We start from the raw sequence: 20104 nt of genomic DNA, 5'->3' as shown, positions 1-20104 counted from the left end.
GCGAAAACGGAGTTTTGATGAGCGACGACGTCGATACGAAAACCGAAGCCGCGCCGAAGACCGGCCGCCGCCCGCTTTCCCTGCGCCGCACCGAACGCGGCGCGGTCAAGCAGAGCTTTTCGCACGGGCGCACCAAGACCGTGGTGGTCGAGACCAAGCGCCGGCGCGGGGGCGTGCTCGGCGTGAAGAAGGCCGAGGCCGGCGCGCCGGAGCAGAAGGCCGCGCCGAAAGCCAGGAAAGCCGCCGCGGAAAAGGCCGCCCCGGAAAAGGCCGTCGAAGAGAAAAAGCCCGCCGGCGCGGTGCTGCGCACGCTCTCCGAAGAGGAAAAGCAGGCGCGCGCCGCGGCCCTCATCAAGGCGCGCCAGGAAGAAGCCGAGCGCCGCAAGCGCGAGGAGGCCGAACGCGCCGAACGCGAGGCGCGCGAGGCCGAGGAGCGGCGCCGGCTCGAAGAGGACCGCCAGCGGCAGGCCGAAGAGGAAGAGCGGCGCCGGCGCGAGGCCGAAGCCCGCCAGCGCGCCGAAGAAGAAGCCCGCCAGGCCCTCGAGGAAGAAGAGCGCGAGCGCAAGAAACGCAACGCAGCCAAGGCCGAGGCGCGCGGCAAGGGCCGCGACGACGGCGCGGAGGCGACCGTCCGCGTCGCCGAGGCCGACAACCCCCTCGCCCAGCTCGGCGGCCGGCTCAAGACCAAGCGCAAGCTGGTCGAGGAACGCCGCGGCGAGGCCGCCAAGACCAAGGAAGAGCCCCGCCGGCGCACCGGCAAGCTGACCATCTCCAACGCCCTCGACGACGACGAACGCCAGCGCTCGCTCGCCTCGGTGCGCCGCGCGCGCGAGCGCGAGAAGCTCGCCCGCCAGCAGCGCGGCGAACGCCAGGCGGTGGTGCGCGAAGTGGTCATCCCCGAAACCATCACCGTGCAGGAGCTCGCCCAGCGCATGGCCATGCGCGCGGTCGATCTGGTCAAGGAGCTGATGAAGCAGGGCCAGATGGTCACGGCCAACGCCACGCTCGACGCCGACACCGCCGAGCTCATCGCCGTCGAGCTCGGCCACAGCGTCAAACGCGTCGCGGAGGCCGACATCGAGGAAGGCCTGTTCGGCCCGCCCGACGATCCCGCCGACATGAAGCCGCGCCCGCCGGTGGTCACCGTCATGGGCCATGTCGATCACGGCAAGACGTCGCTGCTCGACGCCCTGCGCCAGACCGACGTCGTCGCGCGCGAGGCCGGCGGCATCACCCAGCATATCGGCGCCTATCAGGTCGAACTGGAAGGCGGGCGCAAGATCACCTTTCTCGACACGCCCGGCCACGCCGCCTTCACCCAGATGCGCGCCCGCGGCGCCCAGGTGACCGACATCGTCGTGCTCGTCGTGGCCGCCGACGATTCGATCATGCCGCAGACGGTCGAGGCGATCAGCCACGCCCGGGCCGCCGGCGTGCCGATCATCGTCGCCATCAACAAGATCGACAGGCCGGACGCCGACCCGCAGCGGGTCAGGACCGACCTGTTGCAACATGAGATCCAGGTCGAAAGCCTCGGCGGCGACGTGCAGGACGTCGAAGTCTCGGCGCTTAAGAAACAGAATCTCGACGGGCTGCTCGAAGCGATTCTTCTGCAGGCGGAGCTTCTCGAGCTGAAGGCCAATCCCGACCGCGCCGCGGAGGGTTCCGTCGTCGAGGCGCGCCTCGACAAGGGGCGCGGCCCGGTCGCCACCTTCCTCATCCAGCGCGGCGCGCTGAAGCGCGGCGACGTGGTCGTCGTCGGCTCGGAATGGGGCAAGATCCGCGCCCTGATCGACGAGCGCGGCCAGCAGCTTTCGCAAGCCCTGCCCGCCCAGCCGGTGGAAGTGCTCGGCCTCGACGGCGTGCCCGAGCCCGGCGACCGCTTCGCCGTCGTCGAGTCCGAAGCGCGCGCGCGCGAAATCGCCGAGTATCGCCAGCGCAAGAAGCGCGAGAAGGCGAGCGCGAAGACGGCCGGCGCGGCCTCGCTCGAACAGATGATGGCGCAGCTTCGCGACGCCGAGATCAAGGAGCTGCCGCTCGTCATCAAGGGCGACGTGCAGGGCTCGGTCGAAGCCATCGTGGGCTCGCTCGACAAGCTGTCGACGGACGAGGTGCGCGTGCGGATTCTGCACACCGGCGTCGGCGGCGTATCGGAAAGCGACGTCATTCTCGCCGGCGCCTCGGGCGCGCCGGTGATCGGCTTCAATGTGCGCGCCAACAAGGACGCGCGCGAGCGCGCCCAGCGCGAAGGCGTGGAGATCCGCTATTATTCGATCATCTACGAGCTGATCGACGACATCAAAGGCGCGCTGACCGGCATGCTCGAGCCGGAGCTGCGCGAGACCTTCCTCGGCAACGCCGAGATTCTCGAGGTCTTCAACATCTCCAAGGTCGGCAAGGTCGCCGGCTGCCGGGTCACGGAAGGCGTCGTGCGCCGCGGCGCGAAGGTGCGCCTCATCCGCGACGACACGGTCATCCACGAAGGCGAGCTGTCCCAGCTCAAACGCTTCAAGGACGACGTGAACGAAGTCGTCGCCGGCCAGGAATGCGGCATGAGCTTCGCCAATTACGACGACCTCAAGCAGGGCGACGTGATCGAGTGCTTCTCTGTCGAGAAGATCAAGCGGACGCTGTAGGCGGACGAACGCGCGCGGCGAGACGAGCGCGGCGAAAAGCGAACGCGATGATTTCGCGCGCGGGCGCCGCGTTTCTCGCGCTTTCGGCTTCTCTTTCCCGCTTCCAGCTACGGTGAACGCCGATGGGCAGAAAGTTCTCTTCCTCGAAAGGCCCCTCGCAGCGCCAGCTGCGCGCGGGCGAGCTCGTCCGCCACGCGCTCGTGGAGATTTTCCAGCGCGAGGATCTGCGCGAGCCGGCGCTCGAAGGCGTGTCGATCACGGTGAGCGAGGCGCGCCTGAGCCCCGACCTCAAACAGGCGACCGTCTTCTGCACGCCGCTCGGCGGCGCGCATGAAAAAGAAGTGGTCTCGGCGCTCAACAGGATCGCGCCCTATCTCCGCGGCCTTTTGGGCCGCAGGATCGACATGAAATTCACCCCCGCGCTGCGCTTCGTCGCCGATGAAAGCTTCGCCGAAGCGCGCCGCGTCGACGAGCTGCTGGCGAGCCCGAAAGTGCGCCGCGACCTGGGCAAGGACGACTGAATGCCGGGCTCGATCACATGGCGCAAGGCGCGTCCGGACGATGCGCGATTCCTCGAACGCTGGGACGAAGACCCCGACGTGATCGCGTCGAATCCCAACGACGTCGGGCGAACCGACTGGCGCGCCGAGATCGAACGAAATGATCCGTTCAGCGAGATTTTGATCTTCGAGGAGGACGGGCGGCCCGTCGGCGTCGTCTGCGACATCGATCCGGCGCTTGAGGAAACCCATTACTGGGGCGACTGCGAGAGCGGCCTTCGCGCCTTGGACATCTGGATCGGCGAGGCGCGGGATCGCGGGCGCGGCGTCGGCGCGCAGATGATGCGTCTCGCCCTCGCGCGCGCCTTCGCCGACCCCGCCGTCAGGGCGGTGATCATCGACCCTTTGGCCTCCAATGCGCGCGCCATCCGCTTCTATGAGCGGATCGGCTTTCGCCCGGTCGAGCGCCGCCGGTTCGGCGAGGACGACTGCCTGGTCATGCGCTTCGATCGTCCGGCTTGACCGCGCCGTGCGCGGCTGTTTCAACGCGCCCCATCGGCGCCGCCCGTTCGATCCGCGCGGCGCCGCGGAAGGAAGCAGGATCAATGGGAAGACGCCGCAAGAAGGGCCGCCCGGTTTCGGGCTGGCTGGTGCTCGACAAGGCTTATGACCTCGGCTCGACCGAAGCCGTCGCGAAGGCGAAATGGCTGTTCCAGGCCCAGAAGGCCGGCCACGCCGGCACGCTCGACCCGCTGGCGACGGGCGTGCTGCCCATCGCCTTCGGCGAGGCCACCAAGACCGCGCCCTATGTGATGGAGGCCGCGAAGGTCTATCGCTTCACCGCCCGCTGGGGCGCGGCGACGGCGACCGACGACGCCGAAGGCGCGGTGATCGCCCGCGCCGACCGCCGCCCCGACGCGGCGGCGATCGAGGCGGTCCTCGCGCGTTTCACCGGCGAGATAGAACAGGTTCCCCCGCAGTTCTCCGCCGTCAAGGTCGCCGGCGAGCGCGCCTACGACCTCGCCCGCGAGGGCGAAACGGTCGCGCTTAAGCCGCGCCGTGTCGAGATTCGCGAGCTGCGTCTGATCGACACGCCCGATCCCGACCATGCCGTGTTCGAAGCCGTCACCGGCAAGGGCGCCTATGTGCGCGCGCTCGTGCGCGACATGGCCCGCGCCCTCGGCACGGAAGGCCATGTCAGCGCCCTGCGGCGGACGGCGGTCGGCCCGTTCCGCGCCGAGGAGGCGGTCACGCTCGACGCGCTCGAGACGATGGAGGGGCCAGAGGCGCGCGACGCGGCGCTGCTGCCGGTCGAAGCCGCCCTCGCCGGCCTGCCGCAGGCGGCGATCGGCGGGCCCGAAGCCGAAAGGCTGCGGCGCGGCCAGCCGGCGGTCCTCTCGCCTGCGACCGCGCGCGGCGTGCGCGCCGGCGAGGCCGGGCGCGTGCCGGCGGTGCTCGCCTCGCTGCATGGCGAGGCGGTCGCCATCTGCGAACTCGACGGGCTCAAGCTCAAGCCGGTGCGGGTGTTCAATCCTTAATTCTTAAGAAGCCGGGCGCCGTGGGCGGGCGCCGTTCCGCCTGCGCGCCTGTTTCTCCTCCTCTCCCGCGCGGCTTGCTTTCCCGGCGTCGATCCGCCATAAGCCCGATCATATCTCGACCCTGCTGGACGGCGTCCCGGCAGGGCCGGCATCGTCCCGACGCCGTGGAGCGAAGAATGTCGATCACGCCTGAGCGCAAGGCCCAGCTCATCAAGGAATTCGCCGCCAAGCCTGGCGACACCGGCTCGCCCGAGGTGCAGATCGCGATCCTGTCGGAGCGAATCGCCAACCTCACCGAGCACTTCAAGGACCACAAGAAGGACAACCATTCCCGCCGCGGGCTGCTGAAGCTGGTCTCGCAGCGCCGGCGGCTGCTCGATTACGTCAAGCGCTGCGACGAAGCGCGTTACAAGACTCTGATCGAGCGGCTCGGCCTGCGGCGCTGACCGCGCCCGGCCCGGGAAGCGCGAAAGGAAGAAGACCCGATGAAACTCTCCGCCGCTTCGGCCATCGTCACCGGCGGCGCTTCCGGCCTCGGCGCCGCGACCGCCGAGGCGCTCGCGCGCGAGGGCGCGAAGGTCGCGATCTGGGATCTCAACGCGGATAAGGGCGAGGCGCTGGCCGAAAAGCTCGGCGGCGTCTTCTGTTCCGCGAACGTCGCCGACGAACAAAGCGTGCAGGCCGCGCTCGCGAACACCCTGGACGCGATCGGGACGCCGCGCGTGCTGGTCAACTGCGCCGGAATCGCGATCGGAGAAAAGACCGTCGGCAAGAACGGCCCCCACCGTCTCGACAGCTTCCGGAAGGTGATCGAGGTCAACCTGATCGGCGCCTTCAACTGCATCCGTCTCGTCGCGGCGGAAATGGAGAAGCTCGACCCGCTTGAGGACGGCGAGCGCGGCGTCATCATCAACACCGCCTCGGTCGCCGCCTTCGAAGGGCAGATCGGGCAGGCCGCCTATTCGGCGTCGAAGGGCGCCGTGGCGGCGATGACCCTGCCGGTCGCGCGCGATCTGATGAACGCCGGCGTGCGGTGCAACACCATCGCGCCGGGGATTTTCGAAACGCCCATGATGGCGGGCATGGACCCCAAGATTCAGGAAGCGCTCGCCGCGATGGTTCCCTTTCCAAAGCGGCTCGGGCGGCCGGCGGAGTTCGCTTCGCTGGCGGTCGAGATTTGCCGAAACGTCATGCTGAACGGCGCCGTCATCAGGCTCGACGGCGCGATCCGCATGCAGCCGAAGTGAGCGAATGACGAACCGCGACTGGCTTGCGAACGAACGGACGCCTGCTGACAAGGCGCGCCCCGTTCGCCGTCTCCATTCGCGGGTCGTCGCTCGCCAACAGGGCCTTGTCGCAAGGAAGGCCCGTCGCAAGGGCGAATAGTGAGTAGCGAACAGCGAACGATCCCCGCCGCGCCGTCCGCTGTTCCCTATTCGCTATTCGCCCGAACATCCCGCGACGCCGTATCTTGCGCGCGGCGCCAGACCGAAGAGAGAAACGAAACGCATGTTTGAAATCGTCAGAAAATCCATCGAATGGGGCGGCCGCACGCTGACCCTCGAGACCGGGCGCATCGCGCGCCAGGCGGACGGCGCGGTGCTCGCCACCTATGGCGACACCACCGTGCTCGCCACGGTCGTCGCCGCGAAGGAGCCGGACCCCAAGTTCGACTTCTTTCCGCTTACGGTCCATTACCAGGAGAAATTCTACGCCGCCGGCCGCGTGCCAGGCGGCTATTTCAAGCGCGAGGGCCGGCCCACCGAGAAAGAAACCCTCACCTCGCGCCTCATCGATCGGCCGATCCGCCCGCTTTTCGCCAAGGGCTTCAAGAACGAGGTGCAGGTCATCGCCACGGTCGTCTCCCACGATCTTGAAAACGATCCCGACATCGTCGCGATGATCGCGTCCTCGGCCGCGCTCACGCTTTCGGGCATTCCGTTCCTTGGACCCGTCGGCGCGGCCCGCGTCGGCCATATCAACGGCGAGTTCGTGCTCAACCCGACTCTCGACCAGATGGCGGACACAAGGCTCGATCTCGTCGTCGCCGGCACGGCGAACGCCGTGATGATGGTCGAGTCGGAAGCCAAGGAGCTTTCCGAGGACGACATGCTCGGCGCGGTGATGTTCGGGCACAGGCAGATGCAGGACGTCATCAATCTCATCATCGACCTCGCCGAGGAAAGCGCCAAGGAGCCGTGGAGCTTCGAGACGCCGGATTATTCCGAGTACGAAAAGAAGATCCGCGCGCTCGTCGAGGACGACCTGCGCGCCGCCTACAAGGAGCAGCGCAAGCAGGATCGCCAGCAGAAGATCGCCGAGGCGAAGGCCAAGGCCGCCGAGGTCTTCTGCCGCGAGGACGACGAGAACGCGCTCTCCCCCGTCACGCTAGGCTCGCTGTTCAAGGACATCGAAGCCGACATCGTGCGCACGGACATACTCGAGACCGGCCGGCGCATCGACGGGCGGGACACGAAAACCATCCGCCCGATCGTCGCGGAGGCGGGCGTTCTGCCGCGCACCCACGGCAGCGCGCTGTTCACCCGCGGCGAGACTCAGGCCCTGGTGGTCGCCACCCTTGGGACCGGCGAGGACGAGCAGTTCGTCGACGCCCTTTCCGGCACCTACAAGGAAACCTTCATGCTGCACTACAACTTCCCGCCCTATTCGGTCGGGGAGACGGGCCGGCTCGGCGGCGCCGGGCGGCGCGAGATCGGCCACGGCAAGCTCGCCTGGCGGGCGATGCGGGCGGTGATCCCCTCGCAGGAAGCGTTTCCCTATGTGATCCGCGTGGTGTCCGAGATCACCGAGTCGAACGGCTCGTCCTCCATGGCCACGGTGTGCGGCACGTCGCTCGCGCTGATGGACGCCGGCGTGCCGGTGACGCGGCCCGTGGCGGGCATCGCCATGGGCCTTATTCTGGAAGGCGACCGCTATGCGGTGCTGTCCGATATTCTCGGCGACGAGGACCATCTGGGCGACATGGACTTCAAGGTCGCCGGCACCGAGGCCGGCGTGACCTCGCTGCAGATGGACATCAAGATCGCCGGCATCACCGAAGAGATCATGCGCGTCGCCCTCGCCCAGGCGAAGGAAGGCCGGATGCACATCCTCGGCGAGATGGCCAAGGCGCTCGACCGCGCGCGCGGCGATCTCGGCCCCTACGCGCCGCGCATCGAGACCATGCAGATCCCGACCGACAAGATCCGCGAGGTCATCGGCACGGGCGGCAAGGTCATCCGCGAGATCGTCGAAAAGACCGGCGCCAAGATCGACATCAACGACGACGGCCTGGTGAAGATCGCCTCCGCCGACAAGGCCAAGATCCAGGCGGCCTATGAATGGATCCAGTCGATCGTGGCCGAGCCCGAGGTCGGGCGCGTCTACAAGGGCAAGGTCGTCAAGATCGTCGACTTCGGCGCCTTCGTGAATTTCTTCGGCTCGCGCGACGGGCTGGTGCACATCTCGCAGCTCGCCCACGGCCGGCCCGAGAAGACGACCGACGTCGTGAAGGAAGGCGACGAGGTCTATGTGAAGCTTCTCGGCTTCGACGACCGCGGCAAGGTGCGCCTGTCGATGAAGGTCGTGGACCAAAAGACCGGCAAGGAGATCGAGCAGGCCGCGAGCTGAGCCGGCGCGCCATTTGCGTTTTCAACAGAGGGGTCCGGCCGCGCCGGGCCCCTTTTTCGCGCCCGGCCCGTCGGCGCGCTTCATGCGCCCGGACCGATGCAACGGGCTGTATTTCCTGAACAATGCTCGACGGCGCGGAATTGCGGTTTTCACGCCACGCATCGCAAGGAATTTACAATAAAGACTCCGTCCCGCCGGCGCGGCGGGGTAAGATTTCTTGAGGGAATCAGCAGACACGCCATCGGGGGTGACTATGGCGCACCGCATCGCACCGACCGTTTCGAAACGCGCCCTTCTGGCCGCAGCCGTTTTATCCTTCGCGCTCGCGGGCTGCGGGGAGCGATCCGCAGAGCAGCCGGCGCAGGCCGCGCGCGGCGCGCCGGCGTCCGCGCAGCAGGCCGATCCGTCTACGGCTTTTCTCGAAATGGCCGATCGTCACGCCGCGCTGGTGCTGCGCGAATCGCCGGAATTCGCCACCTCACTCGGCGTCTCGGAAGAGATCGCCGGCGAAGGCTACAACGCGCGGCTGGGCGATTACGGTTTCGAAGCCAATCAGCGCGCGCGCGCGCTGAACGAGCAGTTTCTGCAGGAGCTGAAGTCTTTCGACCGCGCCGGCCTCAAAGGAACGGCCGCCGTCACCTATGACGTTCTGAAGAACGCTTACGAGCTTGGCGCGCGGCGCAATCAGTTCGATTTCGGCGGCGCGACCGTCTGGGGCGCGGGCTCGCCCTATATCGTCACCCAGCTTTCGGGCCCGCATCTTTTGCTGCCCCGGCTGCTTCAGACCCAGCATCCGATCGATTCGAAGGAAAACGTCGAAGCCTATCTGTCCCGGCTCGGCGAGTTCGGCCGCGTGTTCGACGAAGTGATCGAGACGATCGGCGCGGACGCGGCGCTCGGCGTCGTCCCGCCGGCTTTCGCGCTCGAAGGCGCGGTTCGCTCGATTCGCGAGCTGACCAAGCCGGCGCCGGCGCTCAATCCGCTGACGACCGCGCTCGCCGACAAGATGGAGGCCTTGAACGCGCTCACGGACGAGGAACGGGCGCGCTACCGCGCCCGCGCCGAGGAGCTCGTCGAAACGGTCGTCTATCCGGCCTACGCCCGCCTCGCCGCGGCCCTCGAAGCGCTTGTTCCGCAGGCGGGTTCGGACGCCGGCGTCTGGCGCCTCGGCGAAGAGGGCGAGGCGTTCTACCAGCTCGCCCTGGCCTCTTACGGCGCCGGGACGATGACCGGCGAAGACGTGCACCAGCTCGGCCTCGCCGAGGTCGCGCGCATCACGGCCGAGATGGACGCCATTCTGCGCGCGCAGGGGCTGGCCGAAGGGACGGTCGCCGAGCGCTTCCGGCAGATCGCCGCCCGGCCCGGCATGGTTTATCCGAACACGGACGCAGGCCGTGAAACGCTGCTCAACGAGCTGCGCGCGCAAGTGAACGCGATCATGGCGCTCGCGCCGGAATGGTTCGCGACGATTCCGCCCCAGCCGGTCGAGGTTCGCCGCATTCCGATCTATGAGCAGGATTCCGCGCCCGGCGGCTATTACACCGGCCCGTCGCTCGACGGGACGCGCCCCGGGATCTACTGGATCAACCTGAAGGACACCGCCGACTGGCCGAAGCACACGCTGAAAACGCTCACCTATCACGAAGCGGTTCCCGGCCATCACTTCCAGATCGCGCTTCAGCGGTCGATCAGCGACATGCCGCTTATCCGCAACATGATGGGCTTTTCCGAATACACCGAAGGCTGGGCGCTTTACGCCGAGCAGCTCGCGGCGGAAATGGGGATGTATGCGGACGATCCCGTCGGCGACCTCGGCCGTCTGCAGTCGGAGCTTTTCCGCGCCGCGCGGCTGGTGGTCGATTCCGGCCTTCACCACAAGCGCTGGACCCGCGAAGAGGCGATCGACTATATGGTCGAGACCACCGGCGAGACGCGCGCCTCCGTCACGCGCGAGATCGAGCGTTACGCCGTCTGGCCGGGGCAGGCGTGCTCCTACAAGCTCGGCATGATCCGCATCAACGCCCTGCGCCAGGAAGCCGAGACGGCGCTGGGCGAGAAGTTCGACATCCGGGCCTTCCACGACCAGGTTCTGGTGGCGGGCTCGACGCCCTTACCGGTCCTCGAACGGCGGGTGCGGGCCTGGATCGCCGCGCAGCGGCAGGGCTGAAACGGCGTCAGTTCTCGAGGGTGATGACGACCACCGCGCCGGGCGCGACATCGATTTTGGCCTCCTCGAAGCGCGGCCGGCGCAGTTTCGGCTTTACGCCGTTGGAGAAGGCGTAAGGCTCTTTCGGCCTGCCGAGCAGGCCGCCGCGATTGAGCCGGCCGTCGCCGTTTTCGTCGAGATAAGCCACGAAGGCGTAAGGGCCGGGCGCGAGCGCGGCCAGCGACAGGCGCGCGACGCCTTCGTCGTCGAGGCGCGCCTCGTATTTCGCCGCCGTCTCTTCCAGAAACGCGCCCGGATCGTCGTAAACCATGAGGCGGACAGCCGCGCCGGCCGGCGCGTCCGCGCCAAGGGCCCGCACGAGAGCCTCGGCCTCGGCGAAGGACTCGAGGCCCGGCGCGCCGTCGGCCGAGACCGGGCCGGCCGCCAGCGGCCAGGCCGCCATCGCAATCATGAAGGCGCGCGCCGCCATGTCGATTCCTGTCGTGAACAGCCCGCGGGCGGACGACGAAGTCGGACCGGCTTAAACTATGGGAAAACCGTTCCATTCAACTTAAAATTATTCATTTCCCCGCGAGGCGCCGGCGAAGGCCATCCGCTGTTGCGCAGGCGCCGCAGAAACCGGCTTAGCGGGGTACGGCGAGGCCGGCGGACATGTAGCCGGCGAAGCGCGGCGCGCCGCGCGCGTAATGGCGGTCCGCCCGCTCGATCCTGAAGCCTGCGCGCTCGATCAGCGCGACCGGATCGCGATTGAGATTGCAGCCGCCGGCGAGCCGGCCCCAGACGCCGTTTAGCCGATCCTGCCAGCGCGCGACGCCCGGATCGGGGGCCCGGCCATGCTCCAGAAACGCCAACCGCCCGCCCGGCTTCAGCACCCTGCGCATGCCGGCGAGCGCCCTGGCGACATCGGGAATGGTGCACAGTGTGTAGGTGACGAGCACGGTGTCGACGCTTGCGTCGTCGAGAGGGATTTCCTCGCCCGGCAGATCGAGCCATTCGACGGGAAAGGGAAGATCGGCGATCCGCCGCGCCGCCTTGCGCCGCATCGCTTCGGAAGGCTCAAGCGCGAACAGGCGGGTGATCGCGCTTCGGTCGTAATAGGGCGCGTTCCGGCCGGAGCCGAAGCCGACCTCGAGCACGCGGCCCCGCGCCAGCGGCGCGATCGCCGCTCTCTCGCGCCGGACCGGCTTGAGCCCGCAGGCGAAGTCCACCAGCGCCGGCTCGATATGATCCCGGTAAAATCCCATCGCGCGTCGCTCCTCCATAGACCGGGCGCAAGCCTATCGCCGCCGCGGAGCGGCGCGTCCTGCTTTCGGCCCGCATGGCGCCTGACTTTCGGCGGAAGCCGAACGGCGGGGCGTTCAGTCCAGCCCCGGAATCACCCGGTCCGGCGGCTTATGGCCGTCGGCGAACATCCGTATATTGATGATGACGCGCTCGCCCATCTCGATGCGGCTTTCGACCGTCGCCGAAGCCATGTGCGGCAACAGCACGACGTTGGGCGCGGCCATGAGCTTCGGATTGGGCTGCGGCTCGCGCTCGAAGACGTCGAGGCCGGCGCCGGCCAGCCGTCCGTCCGCAATCATGTCCGACAGGGCGGCCTCGTCGATGATCTCGCCGCGTGAGACGTTCACCACATAAGCGTGCGGCTGCAACAGCTCGAGCCGACGGCGCGACAGAAGATGATAGGTCGCTGGCGTATGCGGACAATTCACCGAGACGATGTCCATCCGCGCGAGCATCTGGTCGAGGCTTTCCCAGTAGGTCGCCTCGAGCTCTTCCTCCACATGCGGATTGATCGGCGCGCGGTTGTGATAATGGATCGACAGCCCGAAGGCGCGCGCCCGGCGCGCGATCGCCTGGCCCACGCGTCCGAGCCCGATGATTCCGAGCTTCTTGCCGCGCACCCGCCGGCCCAGCATCCAGGTCGGCGACCAGCCCTGAAAGCGCCCCTCCTCAAGCGCCTTGACGCCTTCGACGAGACGGCGCGGCACGGCGAGAATCAGCGCCATCGCCATGTCGGCCGCGTCCTCGGCGAGCACCGAGGGCGTGTTGGTGACCGTGATCCCGCGCGCGCCGGCGGCCGCGACGTCGATGTGATCGACGCCGGCGCCGAAATTCGCGACGAGCCTGAGGCGATCTCCTGCGGCGTCGAAAAACGCCGCGTCCAGCCGGTCGCCCAGAGTCGGCGCGAGCACGTCGCAGCCGCGCGCGGCCTCGATCAGCGCCGCCGGCGACAGGGGCTCGTCCGAGAAATTGAACGTCGCGTCGAACAGTTCGGCCATGCGCGCTTCCACCGGATCAGGAAGCTTGCGGGTCACCGCGACTTTGAGCCGGGCTTGCGTCATGCGCGCGCGACGATCCTTTTTCCGCTGGGCGCGGTCCGATGAGCGTCGGTTAACCTGACGTTAACGGCCCTGCGCCATGGAAAGGGTTTGTTAATCGCGCCTGACATGTTTCGTCGAGTCCGAACGATGCGCCGCCTTGCGATCGCGTCCCTGAAAACGCTGGTTCTCATCGTTCATTTGACCGCGGCGCCGGCCGCGGCGCAAGCCGGGCCCGCCATGGCTGCAGGGCCCGCAGACGCTCTTTCCGCCCGGCCGGCGCGGCGCACCAACACGCCGTCCGGCGAGCCCGTGCCGCGTTTCGTGAGCCTCAAGAGCGATGAGACCTACTGCCGCGCGGGCCCCAGCTTCGACCATCCCGTGACGGCGCGCTACGTGCGCGCCGGCGCGCCGGTGCTGGTCGTGGCCGAAACCGTCGACCATTGGCGCAAGATCCGCGACGTCGAAGGCGCCGAATGCTGGATCCACAAGACCATGCTGGGCCAGGTCTCTCATGTGATCGCGCAGACGGAAACCACATTGCGCGCCCGGCCCGATGCGCAGGCGCCGGCGCGGGCGCGTCTCGCCCCCGGCGTCATGGCGAAGATCGAGCGCCGCCAGGACGGCTGGCTGCGAATCGCCGCCGGCGGGGTGCGCGGGTGGGCCGAGCGCGGCGGGCTGTGGGGCGCCGACCTTTCTGTTGCTCCGCACAATTGACCGGCGCCCGACAGGCGACTACCAAGCGCCGGCAGGAGTCACCGAGCGGTTCATGTCGGATAAATCGAGCTTCACGCGCGAAGAACTTCTCGAATGCGGCCTTCGCGGCCTGCGCGGGCCCGGCTCGGCGCAGCTTCCCACGCCGCCCATGCTGATGTTCGATCGCATCACCGAGATCGGGCGCGACGGCGGCGCTTACGGCCGGGGGCGGGTCGTCGCCGAGCTCGACATCAACCCGGACCTCTGGTTCTTCGAATGTCATTTTCCGGGCGATCCGGTGATGCCGGGCTGCCTTGGACTCGACGCGCTGTGGCAGCTTGTGGGATTCTTTCTCACCTGGTCCGGGCTGCCGGGCAAAGGACGCGCGCTGGGCGCGAAGGAAGTCAAGTTTTCAGGCATGGTGCTGCCCGACGCGCGTCTTGTGCGCTACGCGATTGACATTCGCCGCGTAATGAACCGGCATCTCATTCTGGGCATCGCCGACGGCGCGGTATTCGTCGACGACCGCCCGATTTACGAGGCGCGCGATCTGCGGGTCGGCCTGTTCTCCGAGGAACAGCTGCGCGGGGGCGCGGTCGGCGCCGGCGCTTGACGAACCGGATTGAACATATGCGTCGCGTCGTCATCACTGGCATCGGCGTCGTCTCCTCCATCGGCGCGAACGCCGCGGAGACGACCGAAGCGCTGCGCGAGGGGCGCTCGGGCGTCACCTTCGCCGAGGAGTTCGCCGAGCACGGCTTCCGTTGCCAGGTCTACGCCCGCCCGAAGGTGGATGTGGAGGCCGCGCTCGACCGGCGAGTCCGGCGCTTCATGGGCGAGGGCGCAGCATGGAACTACATCGCCATGCAGGAGGCGATCGCGGACGCGCGCCTGGCCGAGGACGAAATCAGCCATCCGCGCACGGGCATCATCATGGGTTCGGGCGGGCCGTCGACGCGGGCGATCGTCGAGGCCGCCGATAAGACCCGCGAGACCGGCGGCACCAGGAAGATCGGCCCCACCATCGTGCCCAAGGCGATGTCGTCGACCAATTCCGCGACGCTCGCCGTGCCGTTCAAGATTCTCGGCGTCAACTATTCGATATCGTCCGCCTGCGCCACATCGGTGCACTGCATCGGCGCGGCCGCCGAACAGATCATATGGGGCAAGCAGGACGTGATGTTCGCCGGCGGCGGCGAAGAGCTCGACTGGACCATGTCCAATCTCTTCGACGCCATGGGCGCGATGTCGACGAATTTCAACGACCGGCCCTCCGTGGCGAGCCGGGCCTACGACAGGGATCGCGACGGCTTCGTCATCGCCGGCGGGGCGGGCGTCGTGGTGCTGGAAGAGCGCGAGCGCGCCATCGCGCGCGGCGCGGAGATCTACGGCGAAATCGTCGGCTATTACGCCAATTCCGACGGTTACGACATGGTGCAGCTGTCCGGCGAAGGCGCCGTGCGCTGCATGAAAGGCGCGCTCGAGACCGTCCGCCAGCCGATCGATTACATCAACACCCACGGCACCTCCACGCCGGTCGGCGACTCGAAGGAGACCCAGGCGATCCGCGAGACGTTCGGCGACAGGATTCCGCCTTTCTCCTCGACGAAGTCGCTCACCGGCCATTCCCTCGGCGCGGTCGGCGCGCAGGAGACGATCTATTGCCTGCTCATGATGAAGCACGACTTCATCGCGGCGTCCGCCCATATCGAAACCCTCGACCCGGAGTTCGAGGGGCTTCCCATCGTCCGGGAACGGATCGACAACGCGAAGATCGACTGCTTCCTGACCAACAGCTTCGGCTTCGGCGGCACGAACGGCTGCCTTGTCGTCGCCCGGCATGACGGTTGACCGGTGGGCGCGGGCTTCGACCCCGGCGCGGCCTTCGTCGCGGCGATCGTCGCTACGGCGGGCCTGTGGTGGTTCCGGCTGCTCCTCAAAAAAGAAGTCGGCCGCCTGCCCGCTGCGACCCGATACGGCGTTTACGCCCTCATATGGCTCGCCTATTTCGTGCTGACGTTCATCATCGCGCGTCAGGTCGGCGGGACGGGCGGCTGAGAAGCGCGCTTTTCATGGAAAGGGATGGAACATGAGCGAGACGGCGGATTTCCCATCGGGCGATCTCATGAAGGGCAAGCGCGGCCTCGTCATGGGCGTGGCCAACAAGAACTCCATCGCCTGGGCGATCGCCCGCCAGCTGCACGCCCAGGGCGCCGAGATCGCCTTCACCTATCTCAACGAAGCCATGGAGCGCCGCGTGCGCCCGCTCGCCGAAAGCCTCGGCGCGCCGGTCATCGTCGAATGCGACGTGACCTCGGACGAGTCCATGGACAAGGCCTTCGCCGCCGTCGCGGCCGCATGGACGAGCATCGACTTTCTCGTCCACGCCATCGCCTTCACCGACAAGGCGGCGCTCGAAGGTTCTTTCGTCGAGAACACCACCCGCCAGAACTTCAAGGATACGATGGACGTGTCGGCCTTTTCCTTCGTGGACGCGGCCCGGCGCGCGGCGCGGCTCATGCCGAACGGCGGCTCGATGATCACCCTCACCTATCTCGGCAGCGAGCGCACCGTGCCGAACTACAACGTCATGGGCGTCGCCAAGGCCGCGCTGGAGGCCTCCATGCGCTATATCGCGCGGGATCTGGGACCCAGGGGCGTGCGCGTCAACGCCGTCTCCGCCGGCCCCGTCAAGACGCTCGCCGCGGCGGGCATCTCCTCCGGCCGGCACATGTTATCTTTCAACAGAAAGGCGAGCCCCCTGCGCGAGGACACCGACGTGCGCGGGGTCGCCGGCGCGGCGCTCTATCTTCTCTCCGATCTCGGCCGCTCGTGCACCGGCGAGACCCTGCATGTGGATGCGGGCTTCCACATCGTCGGCATGCCCGACGAGGACGCGCTGGCCGAGTAAATATCCCCCGGCGAAGCCGGGGGAACGCCCAGGCTGGTTCGGGGCGGATCCGGCGCCGTCGTTCGATCGGCGGGGCTGCGCGCGCCGCCCGGACGGGCGTTCGCAGCGGATTGATTCTGCGCTCTTTTTCCGGCCCGTCCACGAAAACGGGGATGAAACGTGGATAGTTATCCCCGCCTTTCCGCCCGGCCGCATAATGGGCGCCATGAAAGGATTTGCGTCACAGCCCCTTGCGCGTCCGCCCGCAGGCGCGCCCGATCGCCGGGCGGTCGACCGGGCCGGCATGGCCGCCGGCGCGCGCGCCCGGCGCGCGCCCGCTCCGGGCGATTTCGAGCGGAACGGCGAAAGGACTTTCGTTCGAAATCGCGCTGAACCCCGCATGGGAGCTGGACGAGGCGACTGCGCCGCTCTTCCCGATCGAACGAAACAGGCGCGCTCGCCCGTCCGCCGCGCGTCCGGCGCGACGCTATCATCCCCGCCGGATCCCGCCGCAGTCCGGGCACTCGGGATCGGCCGGCAGCTTCACCGTCCGCGTCGCCGTCTCGAGCCCGCGATAGATGAGGAGCCGGCCGGCGAGCGTTTCGCCGATTCCGAGGATCTCCTTCAAGACCTCCATCGCGGCGAGGGCGCCCATCACGCCGGCGACGGGGCCGAGCACGCCCTCCTCGGCGCAGTTGATCTGCTCGTCGCGCGGCGGGGCCTCCGGCGCGAAGCAGCGATAGCAGGGAAGGCCCGGCTCCGCCCACGGCTTGAAGAGCGCGAGCTGGCCCTCGAAACGGCCGACCGCGGCCGACACGAGCGGCTTGCGCGCGGCGATGCACGCGCGGTTGAGGACGTAACGGCCTTCGAAGTTGTCGACGCCTTCGACGATCACGTCATAGCCGGCGACGACCGCGCGGGCGTTCGCGTCGTCGAGCCGCACGGGGTGCTCGACGACCGTCACGTCGGGATTGAGCCGCGCGACCGCGGCGCGCGCGCGCGCGGTCTTGGCCGCCCCGATGTCGCCGGTCCCGTAGATCACCTGGCGCTGCAGGTTCGACAGCGCCACGGCGTCGTCGTCGGCGATCCCGACGGTCCCGACCCCGGCGGCGGCGAGATACTGGATGAGCGGCGCGCCGATCCCGCCGGCGCCGACCACCAGCGCGCGGGCGGCCAGCAGCTTCTGCTGGCCCTGGCCGCCGACCTCTTTGAGAAGGACGTGGCGGAGATAGCGTTCGCGTTGCTCGGGCGTCATACCGGGCATCATGTAAGACGCCGCCGCATCACGCGCCATGCGCCGTCGCAGGAAAGACGAAGCCCGGTCCCCGCCCTACACGCCGGTCGAGCCGAAACCGCCTTCGCCGCGCGCCGTCTCGTCGAGCGTCTCGACTTCCTCGAAACGCGCCTGCCAGACCGGCGCGATCACCAGCTGACCGATGCGGTCGCCGCGACGGACGACGAAATCCTCAGCGCCGTGATTGATGAGGATGACCTTCAGCTCGCCGCGATAGTCGGCGTCGATCGTGCCGGGCGCGTTGACGCAGGTGACGCCGCGCCTGGCCGCCAGCCCGGAACGGGGGCGCATCTGCGCTTCCCAGCCGGGCGGCAGCGCGATGGCGATGCCTGTGGGAACCATGAACCGTTCGCCCGGTTTGAGAACGAGGGGCTCGCCTTCCGGGACGGCCGCGCGCACGTCGCAGCCGGCCGCAAGCGCCGTTTCATAACGCGGCAGGTCGAGCCCCTCGCCTTGGGGGAGCCGTTTCACGCGCACTGTCGGAGCGGACAGGCCCGCCGTCTCGGCGGCGCGCGGCTTTTCTTTCATCGCCGTCGAAGACATCAGGCGGATCGCTCCGTCAAATCCGTGGACGCATTATCGTATAAAGCGGGCCCGAATTCGAGCGCCGGTTTTAAGTCCCGCCCGCGCAGGACATCCGCAACGTTTTCCGCAGCTTTTTCCACAAGCCCTGACGCGCCCTCAAACGTCGGCCGCCGCGCGCAGGGCGTCCACGAGATCGGTGCGCTCCCAGGAGAAGCCGCCGTCGGCCTCGGGCTCGCGCCCGAAATGTCCGTAGGCGGCCGTGCGCGCATAGATCGGCCGGTTGAGATTGAGATGCGTGCGGATGCCGCGGGGGGAGAGATCCATCACCTCCCGTATGGCGGTTTCGATACGCGCTTCGTCGACTGTTCCCGTGCCGAAGAAATCGACATAGACCGAGAGCGGCTTCGACACGCCGATGGCGTAGGAAAGCTGAATGAGGCAGCGCTCGGCGAAACCGGCCGCGACGACGTTCTTGGCGAGATAACGCGCCGCGTAAGCGGCCGAGCGGTCGACCTTGGTCGGGTCCTTGCCGGAGAAGGCGCCCCCGCCGTGCGGCGCCGCGCCGCCATAGGTGTCGACGATGATCTTGCGCCCCGTCAGCCCGGCGTCGCCGTCGGGCCCGCCGATGACGAACTTGCCGGTCGGATTGACGTAGAACTCCTCCTCCGGCGGCATGCCGAGGGGGCCGAGCACCTCCGCCACGATCGGACGGACGAGCTCGCGCACGTCGGCCGGGGCAATCCCCTCCTTATGCTGGGTCGAGACCACGACGGACGTGCAGGCGACGGGCCGGCCGTTCTCGTAGCGCAGCGTCACCTGGCTTTTCGCGTCGGGCTCGAATTCGGGGCGCGCGCCCGATTTGCGCAGCGCCGCCATCTCCTTGAGGATCTGGTGCGAATAAAGAATCGGCGCCGGCATGAGCTGCGGCGTTTCATTCACCGCATAGCCGAACATGATGCCCTGGTCGCCCGCGCCTTCGTCCTTGTTCCCCGCCGCATCGACGCCCATGGCGATGTCCGCGGACTGTTCGTGCAGGAAGTTCTGAAACTTCGCGCGGCGCCAGTGGAACCCGTCCTGCTCGTAGCCGATATCGCGCACCGCGGCGCGCGCGGCCTCTTCGATTTCCTCCGGCGTCGCCGGCTCGGCCGAGCGCACCTCGCCGGCGAGCACGATCTGGTTGGTGGTCGTCAGGGTCTCGCAGGCGACGCGCGCGACCGGATCCTTCGCGAGAAAGAGATCGACGATCGTATCGGAAATGCGATCGCAGACCTTGTCCGGATGGCCTTCGGAAACGCTCTCGCTGGTGAACAGATAGGACTGGCGCGCCATCGCTCTTCGGAACCTCATATAAGGAAAAGTTTATATGCGCGGGCTTGTACCGAACCGCCCCGCCCCTGTCCATAGCATGCCGGCGGCGGGGTCAGCCCTTTTCCGGCGCGTCCTGTTTTTCCCCGTCGGCGAGCGTCTTGACGAGGTCGAGCACCCGCCGGCGCACTTTCGGATCCCTGATCTCGAAGAAATGGCGGCAGAGCTGCACCCCTTCGGGCGTTTGCAGGACCTTCATGAAGGAATCGTCGCCGCTTTCGCCTTCCGCGAAGCCGTAGGCCGAACCGCCCGCGCCGTCGAAATCGTCGAAGAAATACTGAATGGGCACTTCGAGAATGCGCGAGAGTTCGAACACGCGGCTCGCGCCGATGCGATTGACGCCCTTTTCGTATTTCTGGACCTGCTGAAACGTCAGGCCCAGCGCCTCGCCGAGCTTGTCCTGGCTCATGCCCAGCATCATCCGGCGCAGGCGAACCCGCGCGCCGACATGCACGTCGATCGGATGCGGCGACTTCTTGCCCATGGCCCTCACCTCGATTGCGCCGGCGCCGGCGCGCTGCGCCGCATAGACGGTTGTTTTG

Annotated in this window: 20 protein-coding genes; 13 read left to right on the top strand and 7 right to left on the bottom strand. The window is 67.9% G+C overall.

Features of this window, described 5'->3' with window-relative positions:
- Positions 1 to 17 precede the first annotated feature (17 nt).
- The 8 genes from infB to CHB64_RS03120 all read left to right on the top strand — a co-directional run bounded on the left by infB (position 18) and on the right by CHB64_RS03120 (position 10471).
- Positions 18 to 2636 (top strand): translation initiation factor IF-2, encoded by a 2619-nt coding sequence (gene infB / locus CHB64_RS03155; protein WP_089411113.1) that lies wholly within the window; start codon positions 18 to 20, stop codon positions 2634 to 2636.
- 122 nt (positions 2637 to 2758) lie between these two features.
- Entirely contained in the window at positions 2759 to 3157 is a 399-nt protein-coding gene (gene rbfA / locus CHB64_RS03150) for a 30S ribosome-binding factor RbfA (RefSeq protein WP_089411112.1), read from the top strand.
- Entirely contained in the window at positions 3158 to 3658 is a 501-nt protein-coding gene (locus CHB64_RS03145) for a GNAT family N-acetyltransferase (protein ID WP_089411111.1), read from the top strand.
- 83 nt (positions 3659 to 3741) lie between these two features.
- Complete coding sequence (gene truB / locus CHB64_RS03140) at positions 3742 to 4674, top strand: tRNA pseudouridine(55) synthase TruB (RefSeq protein WP_089411110.1); 933 nt, start codon at positions 3742 to 3744, stop codon at positions 4672 to 4674.
- A 74-nt stretch (positions 4675 to 4748) separates the two neighbouring features.
- Positions 4749 to 5120 carry a 30S ribosomal protein S15 gene (gene rpsO, locus CHB64_RS03135; protein ID WP_375790371.1) on the top strand — a complete coding sequence of 124 codons (372 nt, stop codon included), beginning with the start codon at positions 4749 to 4751 and terminating at the stop codon, positions 5118 to 5120.
- Positions 5121 to 5159: 39 nt separating this feature from the next.
- A complete protein-coding gene (locus tag CHB64_RS03130; protein WP_089411108.1) occupies positions 5160 to 5921 on the top strand; it encodes a 3-hydroxyacyl-CoA dehydrogenase in 762 nt (253 codons plus the stop codon).
- Positions 5922 to 6183: 262 nt separating this feature from the next.
- Complete coding sequence (gene pnp / locus CHB64_RS03125) at positions 6184 to 8304, top strand: polyribonucleotide nucleotidyltransferase (RefSeq protein ID WP_089411107.1); 2121 nt, start codon at positions 6184 to 6186, stop codon at positions 8302 to 8304.
- A 253-nt stretch (positions 8305 to 8557) separates the two neighbouring features.
- On the top strand, positions 8558 to 10471 hold the full coding sequence (locus CHB64_RS03120) for a DUF885 domain-containing protein (protein ID WP_089411106.1): 1914 nt from the start codon (positions 8558 to 8560) through the stop codon (positions 10469 to 10471).
- A 7-nt stretch (positions 10472 to 10478) separates the two neighbouring features.
- Here CHB64_RS03120 and CHB64_RS03115 read toward each other — a convergent pair whose 3' ends face one another.
- From CHB64_RS03115 to CHB64_RS03105, 3 genes are all read right to left on the bottom strand, one after another.
- A complete protein-coding gene (locus CHB64_RS03115; RefSeq protein ID WP_200815207.1) occupies positions 10479 to 10940 on the bottom strand; it encodes a DUF2141 domain-containing protein in 462 nt (153 codons plus the stop codon).
- Positions 10941 to 11094: 154 nt separating this feature from the next.
- On the bottom strand, positions 11095 to 11715 hold the full coding sequence (locus CHB64_RS03110) for a class I SAM-dependent methyltransferase (RefSeq protein ID WP_089411452.1): 621 nt from the start codon (positions 11713 to 11715) through the stop codon (positions 11095 to 11097).
- A 114-nt stretch (positions 11716 to 11829) separates the two neighbouring features.
- The gene (locus CHB64_RS03105; protein WP_089411105.1) at positions 11830 to 12816 is read right to left on the bottom strand and encodes a 2-hydroxyacid dehydrogenase; all 987 of its coding nucleotides are present in this window, start codon (positions 12814 to 12816) and stop codon (positions 11830 to 11832) included.
- 216 nt (positions 12817 to 13032) lie between these two features.
- Between CHB64_RS03105 and CHB64_RS03100 the strand changes: the two genes are divergently transcribed.
- Genes CHB64_RS03100 through CHB64_RS03080 form a run of 5 tightly spaced genes read left to right on the top strand, consistent with a single transcriptional unit; the run spans position 13033 to position 16399 of the window.
- Positions 13033 to 13509 (top strand): SH3 domain-containing protein, encoded by a 477-nt coding sequence (locus tag CHB64_RS03100; RefSeq protein WP_159462398.1) that lies wholly within the window; start codon positions 13033 to 13035, stop codon positions 13507 to 13509.
- 52 nt (positions 13510 to 13561) lie between these two features.
- Positions 13562 to 14101, top strand: coding sequence for a bifunctional 3-hydroxydecanoyl-ACP dehydratase/trans-2-decenoyl-ACP isomerase (fabA, locus tag CHB64_RS03095; protein ID WP_089411103.1), 540 nt, complete (start codon positions 13562 to 13564; stop codon positions 14099 to 14101).
- A 17-nt stretch (positions 14102 to 14118) separates the two neighbouring features.
- Positions 14119 to 15339: a beta-ketoacyl-ACP synthase I gene (fabB, locus tag CHB64_RS03090; RefSeq protein ID WP_089411102.1), complete on the top strand. Its 1221-nt coding sequence runs from the start codon at positions 14119 to 14121 to the stop codon at positions 15337 to 15339.
- Between the two features lie 3 nt (positions 15340 to 15342).
- On the top strand, positions 15343 to 15546 hold the full coding sequence (locus tag CHB64_RS03085) for a hypothetical protein (protein WP_089411101.1): 204 nt from the start codon (positions 15343 to 15345) through the stop codon (positions 15544 to 15546).
- 31 nt (positions 15547 to 15577) lie between these two features.
- A complete protein-coding gene (locus tag CHB64_RS03080; RefSeq protein WP_089411100.1) occupies positions 15578 to 16399 on the top strand; it encodes an enoyl-ACP reductase FabI in 822 nt (273 codons plus the stop codon).
- 469 nt (positions 16400 to 16868) lie between these two features.
- Here the strand turns inward: CHB64_RS03080 and CHB64_RS03070 are convergent, their stop codons facing one another.
- From CHB64_RS03070 to CHB64_RS03055, 4 genes are all read right to left on the bottom strand, one after another.
- A complete protein-coding gene (locus CHB64_RS03070) occupies positions 16869 to 17633 on the bottom strand; it encodes a HesA/MoeB/ThiF family protein (RefSeq protein WP_089411451.1) in 765 nt (254 codons plus the stop codon).
- Between the two features lie 75 nt (positions 17634 to 17708).
- A complete protein-coding gene (gene dut, locus CHB64_RS03065) occupies positions 17709 to 18200 on the bottom strand; it encodes a dUTP diphosphatase (protein WP_183233999.1) in 492 nt (163 codons plus the stop codon).
- 153 nt (positions 18201 to 18353) lie between these two features.
- Positions 18354 to 19526 carry a methionine adenosyltransferase gene (gene metK, locus CHB64_RS03060; protein WP_089411098.1) on the bottom strand — a complete coding sequence of 391 codons (1173 nt, stop codon included), beginning with the start codon at positions 19524 to 19526 and terminating at the stop codon, positions 18354 to 18356.
- A gap of 91 nt (positions 19527 to 19617) precedes the next feature.
- On the bottom strand, positions 19618 to 20046 hold the full coding sequence (locus tag CHB64_RS03055) for a helix-turn-helix domain-containing protein (protein ID WP_089411097.1): 429 nt from the start codon (positions 20044 to 20046) through the stop codon (positions 19618 to 19620).
- Positions 20047 to 20104: the final 58 nt, after the last annotated feature.

Source organism: Amphiplicatus metriothermophilus, assembly GCF_900199215.1.
In the GTDB taxonomy this organism is placed as follows: domain Bacteria; phylum Pseudomonadota; class Alphaproteobacteria; order Caulobacterales; family Parvularculaceae; genus Amphiplicatus; species Amphiplicatus metriothermophilus.
This window is presented reverse-complemented; position numbering and strand designations above follow the sequence as displayed.

What these genes read in the sequence shown, in the direction of transcription:
- infB (WP_089411113.1), top strand. Translation starts at nt 18, where the DNA reads ATGAGCGACGACGTCGATACGAAAACCGAAGCCGCGCCGAAGACCGGC.
- rbfA (WP_089411112.1), top strand. Translation starts at nt 2,759, where the DNA reads ATGGGCAGAAAGTTCTCTTCCTCGAAAGGCCCCTCGCAGCGCCAGCTG.
- CHB64_RS03145 (WP_089411111.1), top strand. Translation starts at nt 3,158, where the DNA reads ATGCCGGGCTCGATCACATGGCGCAAGGCGCGTCCGGACGATGCGCGA.
- truB (WP_089411110.1), top strand. Translation starts at nt 3,742, where the DNA reads ATGGGAAGACGCCGCAAGAAGGGCCGCCCGGTTTCGGGCTGGCTGGTG.
- CHB64_RS03130 (WP_089411108.1), top strand. Translation starts at nt 5,160, where the DNA reads ATGAAACTCTCCGCCGCTTCGGCCATCGTCACCGGCGGCGCTTCCGGC.
- pnp (WP_089411107.1), top strand. Translation starts at nt 6,184, where the DNA reads ATGTTTGAAATCGTCAGAAAATCCATCGAATGGGGCGGCCGCACGCTG.
- CHB64_RS03120 (WP_089411106.1), top strand. Translation starts at nt 8,558, where the DNA reads ATGGCGCACCGCATCGCACCGACCGTTTCGAAACGCGCCCTTCTGGCC.
- CHB64_RS03115 (WP_200815207.1), bottom strand. Translation starts at nt 10,940, where the DNA reads ATGGCGGCGCGCGCCTTCATGATTGCGATGGCGGCCTGGCCGCTGGCG.
- CHB64_RS03110 (WP_089411452.1), bottom strand. Translation starts at nt 11,715, where the DNA reads ATGGGATTTTACCGGGATCATATCGAGCCGGCGCTGGTGGACTTCGCC.
- CHB64_RS03105 (WP_089411105.1), bottom strand. Translation starts at nt 12,816, where the DNA reads ATGACGCAAGCCCGGCTCAAAGTCGCGGTGACCCGCAAGCTTCCTGAT.
- CHB64_RS03100 (WP_159462398.1), top strand. Translation starts at nt 13,033, where the DNA reads ATGGCTGCAGGGCCCGCAGACGCTCTTTCCGCCCGGCCGGCGCGGCGC.
- fabA (WP_089411103.1), top strand. Translation starts at nt 13,562, where the DNA reads ATGTCGGATAAATCGAGCTTCACGCGCGAAGAACTTCTCGAATGCGGC.
- fabB (WP_089411102.1), top strand. Translation starts at nt 14,119, where the DNA reads ATGCGTCGCGTCGTCATCACTGGCATCGGCGTCGTCTCCTCCATCGGC.
- CHB64_RS03080 (WP_089411100.1), top strand. Translation starts at nt 15,578, where the DNA reads ATGAGCGAGACGGCGGATTTCCCATCGGGCGATCTCATGAAGGGCAAG.
- CHB64_RS03070 (WP_089411451.1), bottom strand. Translation starts at nt 17,633, where the DNA reads ATGACGCCCGAGCAACGCGAACGCTATCTCCGCCACGTCCTTCTCAAA.
- dut (WP_183233999.1), bottom strand. Translation starts at nt 18,200, where the DNA reads ATGAAAGAAAAGCCGCGCGCCGCCGAGACGGCGGGCCTGTCCGCTCCG.
- metK (WP_089411098.1), bottom strand. Translation starts at nt 19,526, where the DNA reads ATGGCGCGCCAGTCCTATCTGTTCACCAGCGAGAGCGTTTCCGAAGGC.
- CHB64_RS03055 (WP_089411097.1), bottom strand. Translation starts at nt 20,046, where the DNA reads ATGGGCAAGAAGTCGCCGCATCCGATCGACGTGCATGTCGGCGCGCGG.